Annotated in this window: 14 protein-coding genes; 9 read left to right on the top strand and 5 right to left on the bottom strand. The window is 73.1% G+C overall.

Annotated elements, in window-relative coordinates; all coding sequences use genetic code 11:
- The first annotated feature begins 34 nt into the window (after positions 1-34).
- From GA0070618_RS06945 to GA0070618_RS06910, 8 genes are all read left to right on the top strand, one after another.
- Positions 35-4,495, top strand: coding sequence for an FtsK/SpoIIIE domain-containing protein (locus tag GA0070618_RS06945; protein ID WP_143740421.1), 4,461 nt, complete (start codon positions 35-37; stop codon positions 4,493-4,495).
- 110 nt (positions 4,496-4,605) lie between these two features.
- Positions 4,606-6,357: a serine/threonine-protein kinase gene (locus tag GA0070618_RS06940; protein ID WP_170107909.1), complete on the top strand. Its 1,752-nt coding sequence runs from the start codon at positions 4,606-4,608 to the stop codon at positions 6,355-6,357.
- 94 nt (positions 6,358-6,451) lie between these two features.
- Entirely contained in the window at positions 6,452-7,435 is a 984-nt protein-coding gene (locus GA0070618_RS06935; RefSeq protein ID WP_088980901.1) for an AAA family ATPase, read from the top strand.
- Positions 7,435-8,763, top strand: coding sequence for a DUF58 domain-containing protein (locus GA0070618_RS06930; RefSeq protein ID WP_088980900.1), 1,329 nt, complete (start codon positions 7,435-7,437; stop codon positions 8,761-8,763). Before GA0070618_RS06935 ends, GA0070618_RS06930 begins: the two co-directional genes overlap by 1 nt.
- Positions 8,760-10,901: a transglutaminase TgpA family protein gene (locus tag GA0070618_RS06925; RefSeq protein ID WP_088980899.1), complete on the top strand. Its 2,142-nt coding sequence runs from the start codon at positions 8,760-8,762 to the stop codon at positions 10,899-10,901. The genes GA0070618_RS06930 and GA0070618_RS06925 overlap by 4 nt, the downstream gene beginning before the upstream one ends.
- Positions 10,902-10,956: 55 nt before the next feature.
- A complete protein-coding gene (locus GA0070618_RS06920) occupies positions 10,957-11,208 on the top strand; it encodes a hypothetical protein (RefSeq protein ID WP_143740422.1) in 252 nt (83 codons plus the stop codon).
- A gap of 2 nt (positions 11,209-11,210) precedes the next feature.
- Positions 11,211-12,602 carry a hypothetical protein gene (locus tag GA0070618_RS06915; RefSeq protein ID WP_088980897.1) on the top strand — a complete coding sequence of 464 codons (1,392 nt, stop codon included), beginning with the start codon at positions 11,211-11,213 and terminating at the stop codon, positions 12,600-12,602.
- Positions 12,603-12,616: 14 nt separating this feature from the next.
- Entirely contained in the window at positions 12,617-13,093 is a 477-nt protein-coding gene (locus tag GA0070618_RS06910; protein WP_088980896.1) for a hypothetical protein, read from the top strand.
- 178 nt (positions 13,094-13,271) lie between these two features.
- On the opposite strand, the gene GA0070618_RS06905 is transcribed toward GA0070618_RS06910, so the two are convergent.
- The 4 genes from GA0070618_RS06905 to GA0070618_RS06885 form a co-directional block, all read right to left on the bottom strand.
- Positions 13,272-14,000 (bottom strand): PaeR7I family type II restriction endonuclease, encoded by a 729-nt coding sequence (locus GA0070618_RS06905; RefSeq protein ID WP_088980895.1) that lies wholly within the window; start codon positions 13,998-14,000, stop codon positions 13,272-13,274.
- Positions 14,001-14,025: 25 nt separating this feature from the next.
- Positions 14,026-15,708, bottom strand: a complete 1,683-nt coding sequence (locus tag GA0070618_RS06900; protein WP_231931638.1) for an HsdM family class I SAM-dependent methyltransferase — start codon at positions 15,706-15,708, stop codon at positions 14,026-14,028.
- A gap of 628 nt (positions 15,709-16,336) precedes the next feature.
- Complete coding sequence (locus GA0070618_RS06890) at positions 16,337-16,915, bottom strand: HD domain-containing protein (protein WP_088980894.1); 579 nt, start codon at positions 16,913-16,915, stop codon at positions 16,337-16,339.
- Positions 16,912-18,042, bottom strand: coding sequence for a helix-turn-helix domain-containing protein (locus GA0070618_RS06885; protein ID WP_088985338.1), 1,131 nt, complete (start codon positions 18,040-18,042; stop codon positions 16,912-16,914). The genes GA0070618_RS06890 and GA0070618_RS06885 overlap by 4 nt, the downstream gene beginning before the upstream one ends.
- A gap of 406 nt (positions 18,043-18,448) precedes the next feature.
- Here GA0070618_RS06885 and GA0070618_RS06875 point away from each other — a divergent pair, with 406 nt between their 5' ends.
- Positions 18,449-19,657, top strand: coding sequence for a helix-turn-helix domain-containing protein (locus tag GA0070618_RS06875; RefSeq protein ID WP_088980892.1), 1,209 nt, complete (start codon positions 18,449-18,451; stop codon positions 19,655-19,657).
- Between the two features lie 434 nt (positions 19,658-20,091).
- Here GA0070618_RS06875 and GA0070618_RS06865 read toward each other — a convergent pair whose 3' ends face one another.
- On the bottom strand, positions 20,092-21,645 hold the full coding sequence (locus GA0070618_RS06865; protein WP_088980890.1) for an alkaline phosphatase D family protein: 1,554 nt from the start codon (positions 21,643-21,645) through the stop codon (positions 20,092-20,094).
- Between the last annotated feature and the right edge of the window lie 225 nt (positions 21,646-21,870).

The raw sequence follows: 21,870 nt of genomic DNA, 5'->3' as shown, positions 1-21,870 counted from the left end.
GGGGTCGGTGCGGGTCGGGGCTCGGGAGGCCGGGATGGAACGGGAAATACGGATCGCGGTGGGGGGACGGGAGGTCCCGATGGTGGTGCGGGCCGGAGCCCGGGCCACCGTGGCGGACCTCGTCGCGGCGATCGACCGGGTGCTGCCGGACGCCGGTCCGGGGCCGGTCGCCCCGGTCCGGCTCTGGCTCCGGGGGCGGCCGTTGTCCCGTACCGCCCGGCTGGCCGACCTGCCGCTGCCCGCCGGCAGCCGGATCGAGGTGGCCGCCCGCCCGGGGGACACCGGCACCGAAACGGTCGGCGCGGTCGAGTTGGCCGTCGTCGGCGGGGCCGGTGGGGTGGCGGCCACCTCGTTCCGGTCCGGTACGGACCTCACCGTCGGCCGGTCGCCCGAGGCCGACCTCGTCCTGACCGATCCCGAGGTCAGCCGGGTCCACGCCCGCCTGACCACCGGAGCGGACGGTGCCGCGGAGCTGACCGACGCCGGTTCGCGCAACGGTACGGCCTGGCGGGGCGTCCGGCTGGACGCGCCGACCCCGGTCGCCCCGGGGGACGTCTTCGGGGTCGGCGAGACGGTGCTGACGCTGCGGCCGGTGGACCCGGCCGACGCCCCGGTCGAGCCGGTCGACGCGACCGGCGCCATCCAGTACAACCGGCCGCCGCGCATCGCCGTCCGCGTCGACACCCCCCGGCTCACCGTGCCCCGCCGTCCCGAACCGCCGCGCACCGTACGGTTCCCGCTGCTGGCCATCCTGCTGCCGGTGCTGCTGGCCGGGGTGGCGTACGCGATCTTCCCGAACGCCGGCTACCTGCTGCTGTTCATGGCGCTCTCGCCCCTGCTGCTGCTCGCCAACGTCTTCTCCGACCGGCGCGGCGGTCGGAAGGAGTACCGCCAGGCGCTGGCCGACTACGAGCGGCAGCGCACCGAGCTGGCGGAGCGCCTGGACCGCCTTGCCGAGGAACAGGGACGGACCCGCCGGGAGGAGCTGCCCGACCCGGGACGCCTGCTGCGGACCGCCACCGGACCCACCCGACGGCTCTTCGAGCGCCGCCCGGCGGACGCCGACTTCCTGCGGCTGCGGGTGGGGCTCGCGTCGACCCTGGTGGAGGCGACCCTGACCGGTCCGGGTGCCGAACCCGATCCGGCCGCCGAGCCCCTGGAACTGCCGGCGGTGACGCAGAGCCCGGTCGCGGTCGACCTGACCGTCGCCGGGGTGCTCGGACTGGCCGGTCCCCGGCCCGGTCTGCTGGCCACCGTCCGCGCGGTCCTCGCCCAGCTGGCCACCCTGCACGCCCCGCACGACCTCGGGATCGTCCTGCTCACCGGTGGTGACGAGGCCGACGACTGGGCCTGGCTGAGCTGGCTGCCGCACACCCTGCCGCACACCGCCGACCTGGAGTGCGACCGGATGGTCGCCACCGACGCCGAGCAGGCCCGCGCCCGGCTGGCCGGGCTGCGCCGCATCGTCGACCAGCGCCGGGCCGAACGGGCCGCCACGCTGCGGGCCGGCGCGCCGGCCGGGCGGCGGATGGTCCTGGTGGCCGACGGGGCCCGCCGGCTGCGCGGCCTGCCCGGCCTGGCCGAACTGCTCGCCGACGGCCCCGAGGTGGGGGTCTACGCGATCTGCCTGGACGCGCTGGAGACCGAACTGCCCGGGGAGTGCCGGGCCACCGTGGTCGTCAACAGCGGCTCGGGCACCCGGGCGGTGGTGCGTCGACCGGAGCACCCCGACGTGGACGGGGTGCTGCTGGACCGCCTCGACCCGGGCGGCGCGGCCAAGCTGGGGTACGCGTTGGCCCCGCTGCGGGTGCTCGGGGAGCGCTGGGGTGAGGGCGGCGGCGTACCGGAGACGGTCCGACTGCTGGAACTGGCCGGCCTGGGGCGCAACCCGGGGCCGGCGCAGATCCAGCAACGGTGGGCCGCCGAGCCGGCCGGCCGTTCCACCCGGGTGCTGCTCGGCGTCGGACCGGACGGGCCGATCACCGTCGACCTGCGCCGGGACGGCCCGCACGCGCTGATCGCCGGCACCAGCGGCGCGGGCAAGTCGGAGCTGTTGCAGACCCTCGTCACCGGCTTGGCGCTCGGCAACACCCCGGACGCGCTCTCCCTCGTGCTGGTCGACTACAAGGGCGGCAGCGCGTTCGCCGAGTGCGCCCAGCTACCGCACTGCGTCGGTATGGTCACCGACCTGGACGGGCACCTGGTCAACCGGGCCCTGTCCGCGCTCCGGGCCGAGCTGCGCCGCCGGGAGGCCCTGCTCGCCGAGGCGGCGGCGAAGGACATCGAGGACTACTGGGCGATCACCGGCGGGCGGCTGCCCCGGCTGGTCATCGTGATCGACGAGTTCGCCTCGCTGGTGGAGGAGGTGCCCGAGTTCGTCAGCGGGGTGGTCGGCATCGGCATGCGTGGGCGCAGCCTGGGCGTGCACGTGGTGATGGCCACCCAACGACCGGCCGGCTCGGTCAACGCCGAGCTGCGCGCCAACCTCAACCTGCGGATCTGCCTGCGGGTCACCAGCGCGGCCGACAGCGCCGACGTGGTGGACGTACCCGACGCCGCCCGGCTCTCCCGGCACCAGCCCGGTCGGGCGTACCTGCGGGCCGGACACAGCGACCTGACCCTGGTGCAGACCGCCCGGATCGGCTGGCCCCGGGCGGCGGCCACGGCGGAGCCGACGAGCGTGGCCCTGCGCCCCCGACGGGTACGGGACCTGGGGCGCGGCCCCGTCCCGGCCGCCGAACCGCCGGCCGTCCCACCCGGCCCGGCCCCGGCCGACGGCGCGACGCCGCCGGTGGGACCGGCTGTCCCCGAGCAGGTGGAGACCGACCTGACCGTCCTGGTCACGGCGATCCGGGAGGCCGCCGGGGCGGCCGGCATCCGGACGCCGGACAGCCCCTGGCTGCCACCCCTGCCCGAGCTGGTGGTCGACGCCGAGCTGCCCGGTGGCACCGGCGGCGGGGCGCTGGCCGCGCCGATCGGACTCGCCGACCACCCCGAGCAGCAGGCGCAGCGCCCGTACCTGCTCGACCTGGAACGCACCGGGCCGGTGCTGGTCGCCGGGATGGCCCGCAGCGGCCGGTCCACCCTGCTGCGCGCGCTCGTGGTCGGGCTGACCCGGCGGACCGGCCCGGCCGACCTGCACCTCTACCTGCTCGACCAGGGCAACCGGGCGTTGGCGCCGCTGGCCGGGCTGCCGCACTGCGGCGCGTACGTCGACGGTGACGACAGCGACCGCACCACCCGGGTGCTCACCCTGCTGGACGCCGAGATCGGCCGTCGGCAGCGGCTGTTGGCCAGCGGCGGGTACGCGGCCCTGGCCGAGCAGCGGGCCGCCGTCGCCGACACCGAGGCGTTGCCCTACCTGGTGCTGGTCCTGGACCGGTACGAGACGTTCGTGGCCCGGTACGGCGAGACCGACGGCGGACGGCTGGTGGACCTGCTCGACTCCCTGCTGCGCCGGGGGCCGGCGGTGGGCGTGGTGACCGTGCTCGCCACCGACCGGTCCGGGTTCACCCACCGACTCGCCGGGGCGGTGGCCACCCGGCTGATCCTGGCCCACGCTGACCCGGACGACCTGGCCGCGTACGGCATCAACCCGCGCGAGGCCCCCCGGACGATGCCACCGGGCCGGGCCATCGGCCTGCCCGGGACCACGATGTTCCAGGTGGCGCTCCTGGACCCCGACCCGGACGGCACGGTGCAGGCGGCGGCGGTGCAGCGGCACGTCGCGGCGACCCGCTCCCGCTGGGACGGGCTGCCGGCGGAACTGCTGCCACAGCGGGTCGACCCGCTGCCGGTGACCATCACCGCCGCCGAGGCCGACGCGCTGCGTCGGGGCCCGCTGCCGACCCGGCCCACCGTGGGTACGGTCGGCGTCGGCGGGGACCACCTCGGCCCGGTCGACGTGGACCTCGCCGAACTCGGGTACACCTTCCTGGTCGCCGGGGCTCCCGGCACCGGACGCAGCGGCGCGCTCCTGGCGCTGGCCGACTCGCTGCTGCGCCGGCCGGAGGCGCTGCCGGTGGTGGCGCTCTGTCCCCGTCCGTCCCCGGTGCAGGAGCTGGCCGGCCGACCCGGCGTGGCGGCCGTCCTGACCGGACCACGGGCCGATGCCGAGCTGGCCGCCGTCCTGGCCGACCTGGCCGGTCCGGTCACCGTGCTGGTCGACGACGCCGAACTGCTCGCCGACGGGTCGGCCGCGCACCTGCTGGAGGACCTGGCCCGGCAGGCCCGGGACACCGGCAACCTGCTGCTCGCCGCCGGGACCACCGACGACCTGGTCCAACTGCGCTACCGGGGCTGGCTGGCCCGGATGTGCCGGGCCCAGGCCGGGCTGCTGCTCAACCCGGTGTCCCACGTCGACGGCGACCTGTTCGAGGTCAAGTTGCCCCGCTCGACCTGCGGGGCCTGGCCGCCCGGTCGGGGGCTGCTGATGCTGCGCCGACGGGCCAGTCAGCTCCAGATTCCCCTGCCCGAGCTGGCGGTACGTGGATGACTCGCCCGACCCCGGGGGTGGACGGCTATGGTACGACCACGGTGGCGCTCGCGACGGATGGTCCGACGCCCCCGCTCCGGTCCGACCGCACCCCTGTAACCGTGGAGATCATGACCACCCCGGACGTAGACCCGGCGGGGCAACCCACGCTGCCGCCGACCATGCCTCCCGCCGCGCCGGCCACGCCGGCCGAGCAGCCTGTCGCGCTCGGCAGCCGCTACGTGATGGAGCGCCCGATCGGGGAGGGCGCTCACGGTCGGGTGTGGCGTGGCCGACGCCTGGCCGACGAGGCGCCGGTGGCGATCAAGACCCTGCGGGAGGAGTACGCGGCGGACCCGGCGGCGGTGGCCCGCTTCCTGCGCGAACGCAACGCGCTCCGGGCGCTGCGCCACCCGCACCTGGTGCCGGTCCACGACCTCGTGGTCGAGGGGGACACCCTGGCGATCGTGATGGACCTGGTCACCGGGGAGAACCTGCGGGTCGCCGCCAGTCGGGGCGCCTTCGACCAGGACCGGGCGGTGACCGTGCTCGCCCAGGTCGCGGGCGCGTTGGCCGAGGTGCACGCGGCCGGGATCGTGCACCGGGACGTCAAACCGGAGAACGTCCTGGTCACCTGGCGTGGTGGTGAACCCTGGTCCCGGCTCACCGACTTCGGCGTGGCGCAGGTCGCCGACGGGCAGACGCTCACCCAGCACGGCTACACCGTCGGCACGCCCGCCTACCTCGCCCCGGAGCTGGCCCTGGGGCGCACCGCCACGGCGGCGGTCGACGTCTACGCCCTCGGGGTGCTCGGCTACGAACTGCTGGCCGGCCGTCGGCCGTTCGACGCCGAGCATCCGCTCGGGCTGCTGCGGGCGCACATCGAGGACGAGCCGGTCCGCCCGGACGGGCTGGCCGAACCGCTCTGGCAGCTGGTACGGCAGTGCCTGGCCAAGCGCCCGGATGAGCGGCCGGACCCGGTCCGGCTCGCCGAACGGCTGTCCGCCCTGGGTGGACCGGCCGGCACGCTGCCGGTCGACGCCCCACCGCCGCTGCCGCCCGTGCCGCGGGCCGCCGAGGCGGACCAACCGGCGTGGCGCTTCGAGCCGACCCCGGTCGGTGGGGTCAGGACACCGGATCCGGAGGACCTGCGCCTCGACTCCACCGCCGGGGCCACCCCGGCCGGCCGGACCGGCGCGGACGCACCGGCGGCCCCGACCGGGGCGGCGTCGACCGGCGTCGCGCCCGACGGACCGGCGTCGACCGGAACGGCCCGCACCGGAGCGGCCCCGACCGGAACGGCCCGTACTGGAGCGGCGTCGACCGGAGCGGCCCGCACCGGGGCGGCCCGGCCGGACGGCGCGGTGGAGGTGCTGCCGACCACCGGCGCGACCGTGCCGGTCCCCGAGGCGGCGAAACCCGAGCCGGCAAAGCGCCGCCGCTGGCTGGCCCCGGCCGCCGGGCTGGCCGTACTGACCCTGGTCAGCGCGGGCGTGGGGGTGTGGTGGGGGCGACCGGACGACACCACCCCACCGGACACCACGGCCGCCACGCCCACCGCCCCCACCGGTCCCACCGCCCAGCTCTATCCGCTGCCGGTCACCGCGAGCAGCCCACGGTCCGGCACGGTGCGACTGGACTTCGGTGACCAGTCCAAGCTGCCGGGTTTCGACTCGTACGTGATCTGGCGGGACGACACGAAGATCGGTCAGGTCGGTGCGGCCGAGAAGGTGCCGCCGTACCTCATCCCCGGCGTCGACCGCCGGACCCGGCACTGCTACCGGGTCTGGGCACTGGTGGTCACCGACCGGCCGCCACCGGCCCCCGCCGAACCGGTCTGCCTGACCGCCGACGGCCGGCAGTCGGCCAAGGATCCGAGCTGACCCACCGGTCGTACCGGCGGACCCGTCCCCACCCGGGCGACCCGCGTCACCCGCCGTACCCGGCTCTCCCACCGACTCCCAGAGCGAGGATCGCGTGAACACCAGCAACTCCGAGGCCGGCCACGACCCCGCCGCCTACTTCGCGGCCCGGTACGAGGCGGTCCGGGCCAACGTCACCCGGGCACTGTCCGGGAAGCCGGAGGCGGTACGTCTCGCCCTGACCTGCTTCTTCGCCGGCGGTCACCTGCTGGTCGAGGACGTGCCGGGCGTGGGCAAGACCACCCTGGCCAAGGCCATCGCCGCCTCGGTGGACGCCAGTTGGCACCGCATCCAGTTCACCCCGGACCTGCTGCCCTCGGACATCACCGGCACCACCGTGTACGACCAGCGCACCGGCACCTTCGAGTTCCGGCCCGGCCCGGCCTTCGCCCACCTGGTGCTCGCCGATGAGATCAACCGGGCGTCGCCGAAGACCCAGTCGGCGTTGCTGGAGGTGATGGCGGAGCGGCAGGTCACCGTGGACGGTCGCAGCTATCCGGTGCCGGCACCCTTCCTGGTCGTCGCCACCCAGAACCCGGTCGACCTGGCCGGCACCTACCGGTTGCCGGAGGCGCAGCTCGACCGCTTCCTGCTGCGCATCTCCGTCGGCTATCCGGACGTGGCGGCCGAACGGGACATCCTGGTCGGCCGGTCCCGGGACGGCGGGGTCCCGGAACTCTCCCCGGTGGCCAGCGTCGAGCAGGTGCGCTGGATGATCGAGTACGTCAGCCGGGTGCACGTGGCGGACGCGGTGGCCGAGTACGTCGCCCGCATCGCCGAGGCGACCCGCCGGGACCCGCGCCTGCGTCTCGGCGCCAGCCCCCGGGGCAGTCTGGCCCTGGTCCGGGCCGCCCAGTCCTGGGCGGCCGGGCAGGGCCGGGGCTACGTCGTACCCGACGACGTGAAGGCGGTCGCCCAGCCGGCCCTCGGGCACCGGCTGCTGCTCGCCTCCGCCACCGAAATCGAGGGCGGTTCCGCCGACGACGTGCTGCGCGACGTGCTGGGCACGGTGCCCGTCCCCCTGGCGGCCCGGGTCTGATGCGCCGCCTCCGGGAAGGCACCGGGCTGACCGGCACCGGTCTGGCGGTGGCCCTGGGCTCGATCGTGCTGCTCGCCGCCGGCGCGCTCGGCGGCTATCCCACGCTGGGCGGGCTCGGTGCCACCGGGGTCGCGGTGGTGCTCGTCGCCGCGATCCTGGTTCGCATGCCGGCCCGGGTCCGGGTGACCCGTACCGTCGCCCCGCACCGGGTGACCGTCGGTGAGCAGGTCACCGGCTGGCTGGAGGTGGTCAACGCCGGACGCCTGCGTACCGGACGGTTCGAGGCGGTCGACGGGCTGGCCGCGCTGGGCGGCCGTCCCGCGTCGGGCCCGGCCACCCCCGTCGACGTCGACGCGGCCCCCGCCGGGCGGGCCGCCTCCGGGCGGCGGCGGCCCGCCCGGGACGACCACGGCGGCGGGCTGCGGATCGTGGTGCCCCCGCTGTCGCCCGGCGGGACGACCCGCCTGCGCTACCCGGTGCCGACCGCCGACCGGGGCGTGCTGCGACTCGGGCCGGTACGGCTGCACCGCCGTGACCCGCTGCGGCTGGCTCTGCGTACGCAGACCCTGGCCGCGCCGGACCAGGTCTGGGTACGGCCCCGGGCGCATCCGGTCCGTCCGCTGCCGATCGGCCCGGTCCTCGACTTCGAGGGGCGGCTCACCGACCGGGTGCTCCGGGGCTCGATGGCCTTCGCCGCGCTGCGCGAGTACCGGCCGGGTGACGATCCCCGGCAGATCCACTGGCGCTCCACCGCCCGGGCGGGTGAACTCATCGTCCAGGACCGGGTGGACACCACCGAACCGAGTGCCGCGGTGCTGCTGGACACCCGGGCCACCGTGCTCGACCGGGAACTGTTCGAGGAGGCGGTGGAGTTGACCGCCTCGGTGGTGGTCTCCACCAGCCGCTCCGGTCAGGCGGTCGACCTCGCGGTGCTCGGCGAGGACGTCGCGGACCTGGCCCGGCTCGGTGCCCGTGGTCCGCTGGACCGGCTGGCCGCGGCCAGCCGTACCGACGACGGTGATCCGGCCGAGCTGTTGGCGATGGTCGCCCGCGCCCCGGCCGGCGGCGGGCTGGTGGTGGTCAGCGGCGCGGATCCGGGGTTGGCGCCCGCGCTGACCGGGCAGACACGCCGGTTCGGCGGGATCGTGCTGGTGCAACTCGTCGCGGACGGGTCGGCGCAGCCCGCCGCCGCTGCGCTGGACAGCGCGGCTCCACCTGGACCGGCCGGCACGTCGGTCAGCGTCCAGAGCGGCCTGGTGGTGATCCGCGCCGACCGGGCCCGGACCGCGGCGACCGCCTACAGCGGCCTCGCGGGAGGCCGACGGTGAGCCGATGGCTCCTGGTCAGGGCGGCGCTGGCCGGCCTGCTCGGACTGGCGCCGGTGGTCGCGTTCGCGGGGCTCTTCGGCCGCACCGCCGACGAGGCCCTGGCCGACCCCGGATACCTGCTGGCGACCGCTGGCGCCGCCCTGCTGCCGGCGCTGGCCGGGATGCTGCTCGCCACGACGACCCGGGTTCCGCCGGTCACCCGGCTCACCGTCGAACTGACGGTGCTCGTCGCCTACGTCGGGCTGGTCAGCCCGGCCCGGGTCACCGACGGGCCGTACCGGCTGCTCACCTCCGTGCCCCCGGTCGACCCGGGCGGGCCGGAACTGGCCCTGGTGGCGGTCTTCGCCGGGCTGGCCGGCATCGGCGCGGTGGAACCGTCGCTGCGTCGTGCCGCCGCGCCCTGGGCGTTGCCGGCGCCGCTGCTGGCGATGACCGCCGGCCTGCTCCTGACCACGCCGACCGGGGTTCCGGGCTGGCTGGCACCGGCGGTGGCCGTGATCGCCCTGGCGATGCTCGCCACCGCCGCCGCCGGACACCGTGACCCGGACGCCGACCCCGGTGTGAGGGCTCCGGGCCGGTTGGTCGGCCTGCCCGGGCTCGTCCTGGTGCTGGCCGCCGGGGCGGCGGCCAGCCTGCTCGGGCCGGCCCTGGTCACCGTGGCCGGCGAGCGGACCCCGGCGGATCCCCGGGACCTGGTCGCGCAACCCGTGCGCCCGCGCACCGGCAGCAGCCCGCTGGCCCAGTTCCCGGCGCTGCGCACCGGAAAACTCGGCCTGCGGCTGACCGTCACCGGCGACGGGACGCCCGACCGGTTGCGGTACGCCACCCTGGACCGTTTCGACGGCACCTACTGGACCAGCGCGGCCACCTACTGGCGGGCCGGACGTCAGCTGCCCGCCCCGACCGGTCCGGCGGAGCTGGTCACCCAGCAGATCCGGATCGACCAGCGTGGCCCGCTCGAATGGCTGGTCAGTGCCGGGCGGCCGGTAGAGGTGTCGCTCGGCGGACTCGGGGTGGACCGGACCACCGGGGACGTGATCTTCCCGGAGAACCGGCCGGCCCCGGAGGGGTACACCGTACGGAGCGCCGTACCCCGCTTCACCGTGGCGGACCTGCCGGCCGACCCGCCGGCCGTGCTCCCGCCGGGGTCGGTGCCGGCCGGGTCGGTGCCGGCCGGACTGCTCGCCCAGGCCACCTCGATCACCGGGGCCAGCGCGGGCTACCCCGCCCTGCGCCGGCTCGCCGACCACTTCGCCCGCAACGGCGACTACCGGCTGGACACCTCGCCCCGACCTCCGGCCGGGCACGGGCTCTACCAGATCGACCGGTTGCTGGAGACCCGCAACGGCACCGCCGAGCAGTACGCGTCGGCGTTCGCCGTGCTGGCCCGGGCGCTCGGCTACGACGCCCGGGTGGTGGTGGGGTTCCGCACCCGGACGGGCCCCGGCGACAGTCGCGTGGTCACCGGCCGGGACGTGGACGCCTGGGCGGAGGTGCGCTTCACCAATGCCGGTTGGGTGCCGTTCCATCCGACACCCGGCCAGTCCGGGGACCGCCGTCCGGAGCAGCCCGATCCGCCACCGAGCAGCGCGCCCGAGCCGGCCCGTACGCCGAACGCACCGAAACCCGTCGGCTCCCCCGGCTCGGCCGCCCCGCCGGGTGCCGCCCCGGACTCCGGGCGGCCGGCGTCGGGCCCACCCTGGCCGGCCGTGGCGCTGCTCTCCGTACTGGGACTGTTCGTGCTGGTGGGTGCGCCGCCGACGGCCAAGCGGGCGGTGCGGGCCAGACGGCGTCGTCTCGACGATCCCGGTCGCCGGCTGCTCGCCGCCTGGCGGGACACGCTGGAACGCTGTGCCGAGACGGGAGTCACCGTCTCCCGGGCCAGTACGACCGGCGAGGCGCTGGCGACGCTGACCGGCCGGGTCCCGGCGGCCGACGGACCGGCGCGGGCCCTGGTGGCGTTGGTCGACGCGGCGGCCTACGGCCCGGCGCGGGTGACGATCGTCGAGGCCGACCGGGCCTGGGCCCTGGCCGACACGGTACGGCGACAGCTCGCTGCGGCGTCGTCCCGGCGGCAGCGGATCGCCGCCGCACTGCGGGTTCCGCCGAGGATTCCGGTGGCCGGCGCCGGGCGGTGACGCTGGGGAACACTTCCCATTGGCCGTCGCCCGGCGCGGACCTAGCGTGTCGTCCATGAGCTTGGGATCGATTGGGGCCGACCCCGCCGGGCTGCGCGCGGTGAGCACCGCGGTCAGCACGGCGGCGGCTGGACTGCCCCGGACCTGCCCCGTCCCGGCGTCGGTGGGGGATCCGGCGGCGGACGCCGCGCTGGCCGACTTCGTCCGCCGGTGGAGCGCCCAGTTCGGACGGTTGCAGGATGCGGCGAGCGTCATCGCCCGCCAGGCGAACATGACCGCCGTGGCGTTCGCCCTGGCCGGGGAGTGACCATGACGACCGATACCGCCGACCCGGACGCCCTGCGCCGGGCGGCCCGGGACAACGGGGCCCGTGCCGGTGCCCTCGACCACTCGGTGCGTACCGTACGGCGGGCCAGCGCCAGCTTCGCCGGCACGGGCACCGCCGGTGCCGCCCAGGTGCTGGTCGGCCCGGCCGGTGCCCGGTTCCACGGTGCCCTCGGCGCGTTGGACGCCGCGCTCGCCGCCGCACGGGCCGCGCACGAGCGGGTGGCCCAGGCGCTCGGCACGGTCGCCGGACCGATCGAGGACGAGCAGCGGGCCCGGAAGGTGCTGGACCGCGCCGAGACCCGGTTGGACGAGGCCCGTCGGCAACTGGGCGCCGAGCAGATCGGGTTCGGCGCGGCGGCCAAGCGTGCCTCGGCCGACCGCGCCGCCGGGCTGGAGGTTCCCGCCCCGGACATGTCCGGTGTGCTCCGGGCCCAGCGGGAGGTGGAGGAGGCCGAGCGGGCCCACCGCCGGGCCGCCGAACGGCACGAGGACGCGCTGCGGGACCGTAGACGCGCCGTGCGGACGTTCGTCGCGGTGTGCCAGTCGGCCGCTGCGCTCGCGCCGGCCATCCCGGGCGCTCCGGGCGCTCCCGGCGCGGTCAAGAACCACACGGTGTTCGGCCCCCGGCTCCTCGACGACCTGAAGAGCCGCAGCCTGCCCAACAAGCGCCGGGGCACCGGTGGCCGCAACCTGACCGACGCGGAGCGGCGGCGGTTGGCCCGCAACGGCCTGAGCCCCCGGGAACCCCTCTTCTCCCTGCTGTACGGCTCCCGCACCTGGCAGGGCGCGTGGAAGAACTACGAGAAGGCCCTGTTGAAGGGGCGCAACGGGAGCGTGGACGCACAACTGCGCCTGCTGCACCGACTCGCCATGGCCGAGGGCGGCCTGGGCCGCGTCGGCAAGGACCGGTACGGCACCACCCTCAACGCGCGGGCCGAGGTGACCGCCTTCGACGCCCGGCTCAAGGCCAAGCTGCGCGCCGGCGGGTTCGGCGCGGAGGGCGAGCTGCGCGGCCGGGGCGGCGCGGACGCCAGCGGCGGGCTGGACCTCAACGCGGGGCGCAGCGGTGGCCGGCTCCGGGCGGAAGCGGAGGCCTTCGCCGGACTCCGGGGCAGCGCCCGGGGCGAGGTGGACGTGCTCGGTGTGCGTCCCCGGGGGGTCGCCGAGGGGCAGATCGGCGTCGGCGCTTCGGCCGGCGTTGATGCGGGGGTCGACGGCGGCAAGGTGAAGGTGCAGGCCAGCGTCGGTCTGGCGCTCGGCCTCGGCGGCAAGATCACGGTCGGTGGCGAGGTAGACGTACCGAAGATCGCCGATCACATCGGAGACGGCGCCAAGGCGGTCGCCGACGTGGCCGGCAAGCTCAACCCGTTCTGAGAGAAGGAAGACTGATGACCGCCGTGGAGTGGCCGAACGCGATCTCCCCCGGGCTGTGGCCGTTCCGGCTGGACGCGCCGGAGCAGTGGAGCGCGGTGGAACCGGACGAGGGGCTGATCGCCTTCCTCGGCCCGCCGGCCGACGACTTCCGGGCCAACCTGGTGGTCTTCGGGCGGCGACTGCCCGAGGAGATCACCCTCGGCGAGGTGGCCGAGCTGGCGCTGAGCGACGACGGCCCGCACCGGCTGGTCGACCCCGGCATCGACCAGCCGGCCGCCCCGGGGGGCCTGCCGGTCGCGGTCCGCTCCAGCGGCACCGTGGTCGAGGGGCGCGAGGTGCGCCAGATCGCCGTGGTGACCGAGGCGCCGGACCGTTCGCCGTCCGGGCTGCGCAGTGTCTACACCATGCTCGGCACCTACCTGGCCGACCGCGCCGATCCGGACGAGTCGACCCTGACCTCGGTGATGGCCTCCTTCGAGTTGATCCGTTAGTTCGCACCGAGGGGCAGAGCTCGGGATGTCCTCCGACTGACAAGCTGAGGTTGCACGGCCGCCCGCAGGCCACTCCCATTGCAAAGCCAGAGCTCCCCGCCGGAGGGCAGGTCACCGCGACCCACGATCGCAGCCAGCTCGCCGATGGGGCCGGCATCCGCCGCGAAGTTGCGCAGCCTCACAATGAGGTTGTTTCCCCGGAGCTCATGCCCTGAACGACGGCCTTGATGAAGTCCAGCCTTCCGCGGATGGCAGTCTGGAAAGCCAAGGCGGTGGCGGTCGCGAGGGGTTCGGCGTAGCTGACCGACTCCGGAGTCATCTTGGTGGTTATAAACCATCCGGCTTGGTAGATGTTGTCGCCGATAAAGCGGCGCAGCATTTCCTGGTAGCGCTGATTGTACGTGGTGTCGCGGAACGCAGGGTCGCCGGGGAACAGCATGGTCGGCTCACGCGGCACGCTCTCGGTCTCCGCGGTCTCGGCCAGGATGAAAACGTAGCCGAGCCACGGCGGAACCTCGCCGAACGCCTGATTCTTAGCCTGGGCCGCGTGAGTGTCCGTGGCGGTGCCCAGTGCCTCCTCAAAGCGGTTATTGATGTTGCGCTGGACGCTTTTGATCTGAGACTTTAACTCGATCGCGGCGACAAGGATGCCTCGGTATCTCACCACGAGGTCCCATTGCTTCCGGGCGCGGTAGTAGCCGGGCAGGTACGGCTTACCGGCAAGGATTTCAGCACCGGACAGACCCGCGTCACGGAACTCCTGCGCGACGATGTCGGTCAAGGTTCCCATGTGGCCGTTGGCGCGCGCGCCGCCGCCGGCCTTACCGCCGTCTTCCAGCGCTTCGTCCTGCGCACCGCGTTTGAGCCAGAAGTCTTCCACCGCATGCTGGATCGCCGCACGGTCCATCTGCTGCCCCTCCCAAGGCGTTGTGTCAGTCGAGGTCGAACGTGTCGAGGCCGTAGGCGGCGACGGCGGCGCGGGTCGCGGCCTGCCGGTCGCGGTGACGGAACGCCAAGCGCAGCCGTTCGCCGACCGTAGTGTCGATGGCACCTGGCTGCGGCACGCGGATCTGTTTGAGGTATTGAGCCTGAAACCGCAGCGTGCCGCCGCGCATCCGCACGCAGTACGCCTCGATGAACGCCTGCGCGACTCCGGATAGCAGCAGCCCGCCGAGCACCTCCATGTCCCACACATCGGAGACGACGAAGTACAGGTTGTGATGTGGATAGGAGCCACCCCGCTCCAGAACGGGGTGGATCGTCGTCTTCATGTCCTGCAGCAGGAGCTTCGGCCGGGCGGTCAGCTCGTGATTGACCTTGTCGATCGTCCGGTACCACGTTGCCGGCCGCTGCTTGGCTATGAACCGGCCGCGCAGCGTAGTGCTGTGCCTCGCCAGGTAAGCCCGCAATCTCGGATAGGCGTTTAGGTCGACCAGCGACCCATCGGCCTCCCACGGGTTGACCAGATAGCGCCCAGACCAGGCAAAGGCGCCGGTGGCGATGTCACGGACCATCGACAGGGGAAGCAACCTGTCGGGCTCGACCGCCTCTCCGTCGGTGGTGACGAAGACCTGATCAGCGCCGGTGGCGACGCCGATACCAACCCGGGTGCCGCCGTCTGGATCGTGCAACGGCGAAAAGTTGTCCTTCAGGTGCTCAATCATCGCCAGCCGCGCCGGCGAACCCGCAGGCCACATTTCATCGCCGGGAAACCAGTGTGGCAGCCGGTGAGCGGCAAAACCGCTGCCCTGGAAAGAGTTGGTCTCTGACCTCTGGGACCATCTGACCAACTCCGCCGCAGAGGCGGCACCGAAGGAGGCATCGGTGTCGGCGACCACCGCGCTGCCCTGCTCGCCGCGACGTAGCAGGGTTATCGCCGGGTAGGCCGAGACCCGACTTTCAAAGGCGTCCACGTCGTGCATGGTCCACACCGCGTCAACAGAGAAGCCGTCGGTAACGAAGCGGCGCAGCGCAGCTCCGTACTGGTTGCGCATCCACCGGTCCGCGCAGATGAACCCGAGCCGTCCACCCGGCTTGAGCGTGGACAGCCCGCGTTGAATGAAACCAACGTAGACGTCTGCTCGTCCAGTCATCGTGCTCCAACGGCGGCGGTACGCCTCGTTGATCTCGGTGGGCAGGTCTTCGATGCGAATGTATGGCGGGTTGCCGATGATCACATCGGCTGGCCTGGAAACACCCTCATCAAGCAGGTAGTCGGCCCGGATTACCCAGATCCTGGACAGCTCAGCGGCCTCTGCCACCGGACAGCCATCGTCGAGCAGAATCTGTTCAACCAGGTGGCGGCACCGGGCGACGTGCTCAGATTGCACGTCGAAGGCCCGTAGACAGCCATCCAGACTCGCGAAGGCTGTTCCGGTGCGACGTCGCGCCAGTAGGAGCCGCTGAACCGCGGCGGTCAGGAAGGCGCCGGAGCCAGCCGAGGGGTCAACGATAGTCAGTGCAGGCAGATCTGCGTCAGCCGTGTAGCCGACCATGTCTAGCAGCGTGTCTACGACCCAGCGGCGGGTGAAGACCTCACCGAACGCCGGACGGTCCTCGAGGCGCTCGAGTTCAGTCGTGGAGCGGGTTCGCTCGAGGCGAAGAGTCGAAGGCACCTCGAGACGATACGCCAACGATCACCATGCGTGCGGTCGCTGCCGCGACCTTGGCCTCCGTTTTGGTTGATCTTGGCGTAGGTGCCGCTCCCGCCGCACGTCCGCCTACGTAACTCCTCGGAATGACTCCATCACGCTGCGGCAGTGCCCGAGTGGGTGAGATGCGCCTGGCGTACCGGTCGGTGGCGGCCTCTGTGGGCAGCTGGGCCGGCCCGAGTATTCGATCAGCAGGGGCGCATCGGTGAGGCCGAGAGCGTCGAGGTCGGCGTCAGTCACCGACTTCTGTTCGGCGCGTGAGTGGGACAGCAGGTTCGCGGCAAGATCCCGCAGCCGGCTCGGCAGTTCGTGTCGAGCAGCAGCTTGCCAGTAAACGACGCCGCCAGGTACAGGTACGGAAGCGAGGTCGTCGCCGGCCAGCGCAGGCGGAAGCTTCGCCCATCGCAGCAGATCGTCACTAAACTGCACCGCAGCCGGGGTAGCGGCTGTGGTCCTCGGTGTACGACGGTCTTTGCCCGCCAATGTTGAACACCGGCAACCACCAATGATGTGAGCCCACGACGGGGCGCCTGCTACAGCGCCGGGAGTCGAAATCGTAGATCTCTGGGACCAACAACGGGCGAGGGGTCGGTTACTTCGGGTGCGGCGGCGGCGTGAGCCAGGCGAGGGGTTGTCCGGTCAGGGCGGCGTCGGCGAGGCGGTGCGCGGATGCGGTTTTGATTGCGGCGCGGGAGCTGTCGATCCAGCGTTGGAGGTTGTCGATGCCCTGGTGGCGGTATTCGACGGCTTGCACGAGGCATTCAAGTTTGTCGGCGTCGCGGGCGACGATGGCTTCGAGGGTTTCGCCGGCTTCGTATTCGGCGACGGCCGTGGTGATGGTGTCGGTGACGGCGGGTGGGCAGTCGGCGACCTGGTCTGCGGTGACGGTGGTGTTGGGTGCGGCGGTGAGGTAGCGCTTGGCGATGTGGGGGATGTCGGTGATGCGGGTTTCCTGGGTGTCGTGCAGGACGCAGAGCATCGTGACCCGGGCGGGGTCGGCTCCTTCCATGGCGGCGAGGATCATCCCGATCAGGGCGGTGCGGTGGGAGTGCTCGGCGATGGATTCGGGGTGCTTGACGCCGGCGAACCACCAGCCGGTTCGGGCCGCGCGTTTGAGGACGCCGGCCTCGAAGATGAACCTCATCGCGGCAGCATGCTGGTCGTCGCTCATCTGCCCGTCCCTGTGCCGGTGATTCCCTCTGTCCGCAGGCTGTAGACGATAGACGTTAGTTCCTGCCGGGACTGCGCGGAGATCCGGTCGCCGTCGAGGATGGCGACGGCGCGGTCGGCGAGGGTTTGTCCGGTGGTGGGGTGGTCGTGGACGAGTCCGCGTCGGGCGGTGAGCAGTGCCCACAGGTTGTGGATGTTGAGGTCTACGAAGGGGTGGTCGGCGTCGAGGCGTTCGACCAGGTGGCGCAGGAGTCGGGTGCCGCGCCAGTCGGTGATGGTCGTGGGCATGAAGGAGTCGTCGGGTTGGCGGTAGGGGATCTCGCCGACCCAGTACGCCGAGTAGTTGAGGGCGGCGCGCTGGCAGGCGTCGTCGGGGTGCGCGCGGGAGATGAAGTCCCGCAGTGGTTCGGGGTCTCCCTGGTTGGCCAGCGAGGTGACGACGGAGCGGGCGTCCGGCCACAGCGGTGACCAGGTACGGAAGGTGGTCACCCGATGTGTCTTGCGGGCGTTGCCCTGGGCGAGCCATGCGGCGGAGGCACCGGTGGGGTCCATGCCGGCGAGGAAGCATGCCTGCCGGTGGAGCAGCACGTTCGGGTGGCGCTGGTCTGCGGCGCGTTCGGCGAGGACGTGCAGGTTGGTGAAGAAGGCGTGTTGTTCCTCGGCGCAGAGGGTAGGGCCGGTGGCTACGGGCCCGCGTCGACGGTGGGGCGCGGGGAGGCTTCTGATGAAGGTGGGTGTCTGGCCGAGGACTGCCCAGAGGATCAGGTCGGACAGTCGGTGGGTGAGTACCGCGCATCCGAGCGGCTGCCCGGTGATGTCTGCCCCCTCGACTTTCGGACCGAGCAGGGCGGCGAGGATGGCATCGGCCTCGGCGGCGTCCGCGACGGCATCGAGCAGTATCGGGTTCGCCCCGAGGCTGCCGAGCCTCTGACGGATCCGGACGGCTTGACCGAGCGGGACGGCGAGGAACGGTCGCCGTCCTGACTCCCAGCTCTGGACGGTCGCGCGATCGACGCCGAGTTCCACGCCGAGCTGTTCCTGGGTCAGAGGTATGGATTCCCGAATGAGCTTCAGCAGGTAGCCGGTCACGTCGCCCCGCGTCGGTGCGGACCGTTCGAACTGCGTCATCGACATCCCTACGTTGACCGGCAGTCGACGTTTGCCGTCTTGGACAGCGACGTGAGGGAAGCCCTGACCAGCTCATTCGTACTGCGGGTGAGTCCAACGATCGCCGCTGTGATCGTAGCGTCACGGTTACTGAATGTGCCAGGTCTGGTCTGTTGACAGACCGGGCTGTTGCTCAGGGAGAGTGATGTTCGGTGACGACGCACGAGCCGGCTCCGCCACTGTGGACCTGCCGGGGCTGCGGTTGTTCTTGGCCCTGCCTCACTCGGAAACGGGAGTTGTTTGCCGAGTTCGACAAGGCTCGGGTGTCACTGTCGCTCTACCTCGGTGGGCAGTTGGTGCGGGCGGCGGAAGACTTGCCCTGGGTGCCCGCCGGGGTTCTGCACCACCGGTTCCTTGGCTGGGTCGGATGAGGGTGAACCGGCCGGAGGCTCTCCCGGTCGGCCGGCGGGTGGCGTACTGGCGGGTGCGGCGGAAGCTGTCGCAGCAGGTGTTCGCCGACCGGCTCGGCAAGTCCAAGAGTTGGGTGGACAAGATCGAGCGGGGTGTCCGCTCGCTGGACAAGGTGTCGACCCTCCAAGCCATCGCCGCTGTGCTGCGGGTCGACACGGCGGTGTTGCTGGGTCGGGATATTCACCCGGTCGAGGTGACCGAACGAGTCGAGGATGTGGAGCGAATCCGGGCGGCGTTGTCCCGGTACGAGATCCCGCTCGGCAGGCCGGCTGGACGCCGACCCGTCCTGCCTGTCGACCGGATGGCCCGAGAGGTCGCGCACGTGTGGACGACCTTCCAGTACGCCCGCTACCCGCAGGTCGTCGACCTGCTGCCAGACCTGCTGACCGACGCGCAGCGCACCCACGCCCACGATTCCGAGGCAGCCAGGGTGCCGCTGGTGGAGGCGTACCGGATCACCGCCGCACTGCTGGTGAAGCTCGGTGACGCTGACCTGGCGTGGCTGGCCGCCGATCGAGCGATGATCGCCGCCACGGGGGACCGGGTCCTGGTGGCTGCTGCTGCGGTGCAGCTCGGGCAGGTGCTACGCGAATCGGGGTGGGCGAGGGAGGCGACGTCGGCGATGCGGGCCGCCGCGTACCGGATCGCCCCACCCGTGATCGAGTACGGCAGCCCGATCGAGCTTTCCCTGTGTGGAACCCTGCTCGTCCAAGCCGCCCTGGCCGCCGCCCGCTACGGCGACGATGCTGCCGTTACCGAGTTGCTTGACGAGGCCGCCGACCTGGCCGAACGGGTCGGCGATGGCCAGGACCACCACCGCACCGGTTTCGGACCCACCGCCGTTGCCCTGGCCCGTGCCACCGCAGCCGTCGACCTGGGTGACGCCCGGGACGCGGTGACCTGGCACGAGAAGACCATCCAGCGGGGCGGCTGGCGGTGCCTGCCCGTCGAGCATCGCGCCGCGCACCTGGTCGACGCCGCCCGCGCCTATCTCGAAGTCGGCGACCCGGTCAACGCCGGCCGGGTACTGGTCGACGCCGCGCGGATCGCGCCAGCCGAGGTCCGCCATCGTCCCACCGCGCGGGACGTACTCGCCCAGGTTGCCCGCGACCCCGACGCGCCGGCCACGGTCACCCAGCTCGCCGACACCCTCGGGGTGGGCTGAACGGTGACCGGCCCGCACCTGTCCCTGGCCCAGATCCGCAACCGACTGATACTCACCGCCCGTGCCGTGCTCCGTCAGCACCGACCCGGGCCTGACGGCCGCTGCCCCATGTGCCGTACACCGGACTGCCCGGTGGCCACCGCCGCCCGCGACGTCCTCCGCACCGCCGAGGAAGCACAGCAGCACACCACAGCATCCGAGCTGACGACACGCGACCCGGACGACCCCCAGAAGGCCGGGTGACCTCGGACGACACCCGATCCGGCCGCCCGGCGGTGTCCAGTCGAGCGCCCTGATCCGGCCGGGTCCCCGGAATCCGGCCTGCGACGGGCCATCCAGGACACCGGGGCATCTACCGGGGTGCCCCGAGCAGTCCGGACGGAACGCCCGGTGCCGCGACCGTCCGTCCGGCCGCGGCACCGCGTCGACGGGACTCAGGCCGCCTGTGCCCCGGGCCGTCCGTCCTCCAGGACGTAGGACGCGCCCCGGCGTACCGGCGATCCGGCGTCGAGGACGTCGTCGACGAACCAGAGGTCGGCGGTCCACTGCTCCGGCGTCACCGTGCAGGACAGGTAGCCGCGCTGACGCCCGTTGTAGTACCGGACCTGCGGATTCTCCGGCAGCGCCGCCTCGAAGAGGTCGTTGTTGCCCTTCTCGCTCGTGATCGAGCTGCCGAGGAACTCGGTGGCGACCACCGGCGACGCCGGATCCGCGTCCAGGGTGATGTCGTTGACCATGGCGGCGTGCACGTCGCCGCTGAGCACCACCGGGTTGCGCGGCCGGCGCTGGTGGAGGAAGCCGGTGATGCGGGACCGGGCCGCCGGGTAGCCGTCCCACTTGTCGGTGTTGTAGAACTCGGCGTCCCCGGGTTCCATGTCGATCGCGGCGAAGTAGACCTGCTGGCCGATGACGTTCCACCGGGCCGACGAGGCGGCCAGGCCCGCCAGGAGCCACCGCTCCTGCTCCGGGCCGGTCATCGTACGCGCGACGTCGTACGCCGACGGCTTGAGGCGCTGGAAGGTCGGCCCGTCCTCCTGGGGGCTGCGGTACTGCCGGGTGTCCAGCAGGGTCAGCTGCGCCAGGTTGCCGTAGTCGAGCCGGCGGTACAACTGCATCGCGGGTCCCTGCGGCATGGAGGACCGGCGCAGCGGCAGGTGCTCGTAGTACGCCTGGAACGCCGCCGCCCGTCGCGGCAGGTACACCTCCGGCGTGCTGTTGCCGTCCGCGCCGAGGTCACCGGCGGCGTTGTTGACGACCTCGTGGTCGTCGGGCACGCAGAGGAACGGCGCGGCGGCGTGCGCGGCCTGGAGGTCCGGGTCGAGCCGGTACTGCGCGTGCCGGATCCGGTACTCCTCCAGGGTGCGGATCACCTTGAACGGCGCGTGTCTGCGGTCCGGCCCGGCGTTCGGGTTGGCCGCCCCGGCCGCCTCGTAGATGTAGTCGCCGAGGTGCAGCACCAGGTCGTGGTCGCCGGCGGCGAGGTGCCGGTAGGCGGCGTAGCGTCCGGCGGGAAGCGACTGGCAGGAGACCGCGGCGAGCGTCATCGACGTCACCGCCGCACCGGCAGCGGGGAAGGTGCGGGTCCGCCCGACGGGGCTGAGGTGCCGGCCGGCCCGGAAGCGGTAGTAGTAGACCCGGTCCGGCAGCAGGCCGCTCACCTCGACGTGCACCGAGTGCGCCCAGCCCGGCTCCGCCCGTACGCTGCCGGCGCGCACCACGTCGCCGAAGCGCTCGTCGGTGGCGACCTGCCAGTTCACCTGTACCGGAACCCCCGGCATGCCGCCGTCCGGGTCCAGCGGCGAAGGCGCCAGCCGGGTCCACAGCACCACCCCGTCGGGCGACGGGTCGCCGGAGGCGACGCCCAGCGTGAACGGGTCCGCCGGCAGGGGCACGGCGAGCGCCGGCCGCGCGGTGACCTGCGGGGCGACGAGGGCGGTGGCGACGGCCGCGCCGCCCCACCTCAACACGGACCGTCGGGTGACAGACATGCGGCTCCCATCGGATGATCTTTCGGGGACCTCGTCTGTCTAAGGGCCGCTGGTGACCATGTCCTGCCCCTACAGGTGAACGGCGTGCTCTCGGCCGCTGAACACTCCCAGGTCACTCGATCTTTCGGCGGTGGCGTGGCCGGCTCGGGGAGGGGAACGGTGTCCGCCCGGGATGCGTCGGACCGACGGTGGCTCCGGGAGGCCGAATGCGGGTGCGGTCGTTGG

Origin of the sequence: Micromonospora echinospora, assembly GCF_900091495.1 — a bacterium.
In the GTDB taxonomy this organism is placed as follows: domain Bacteria; phylum Actinomycetota; class Actinomycetes; order Mycobacteriales; family Micromonosporaceae; genus Micromonospora; species Micromonospora echinospora.
This window is presented reverse-complemented; position numbering and strand designations above follow the sequence as displayed.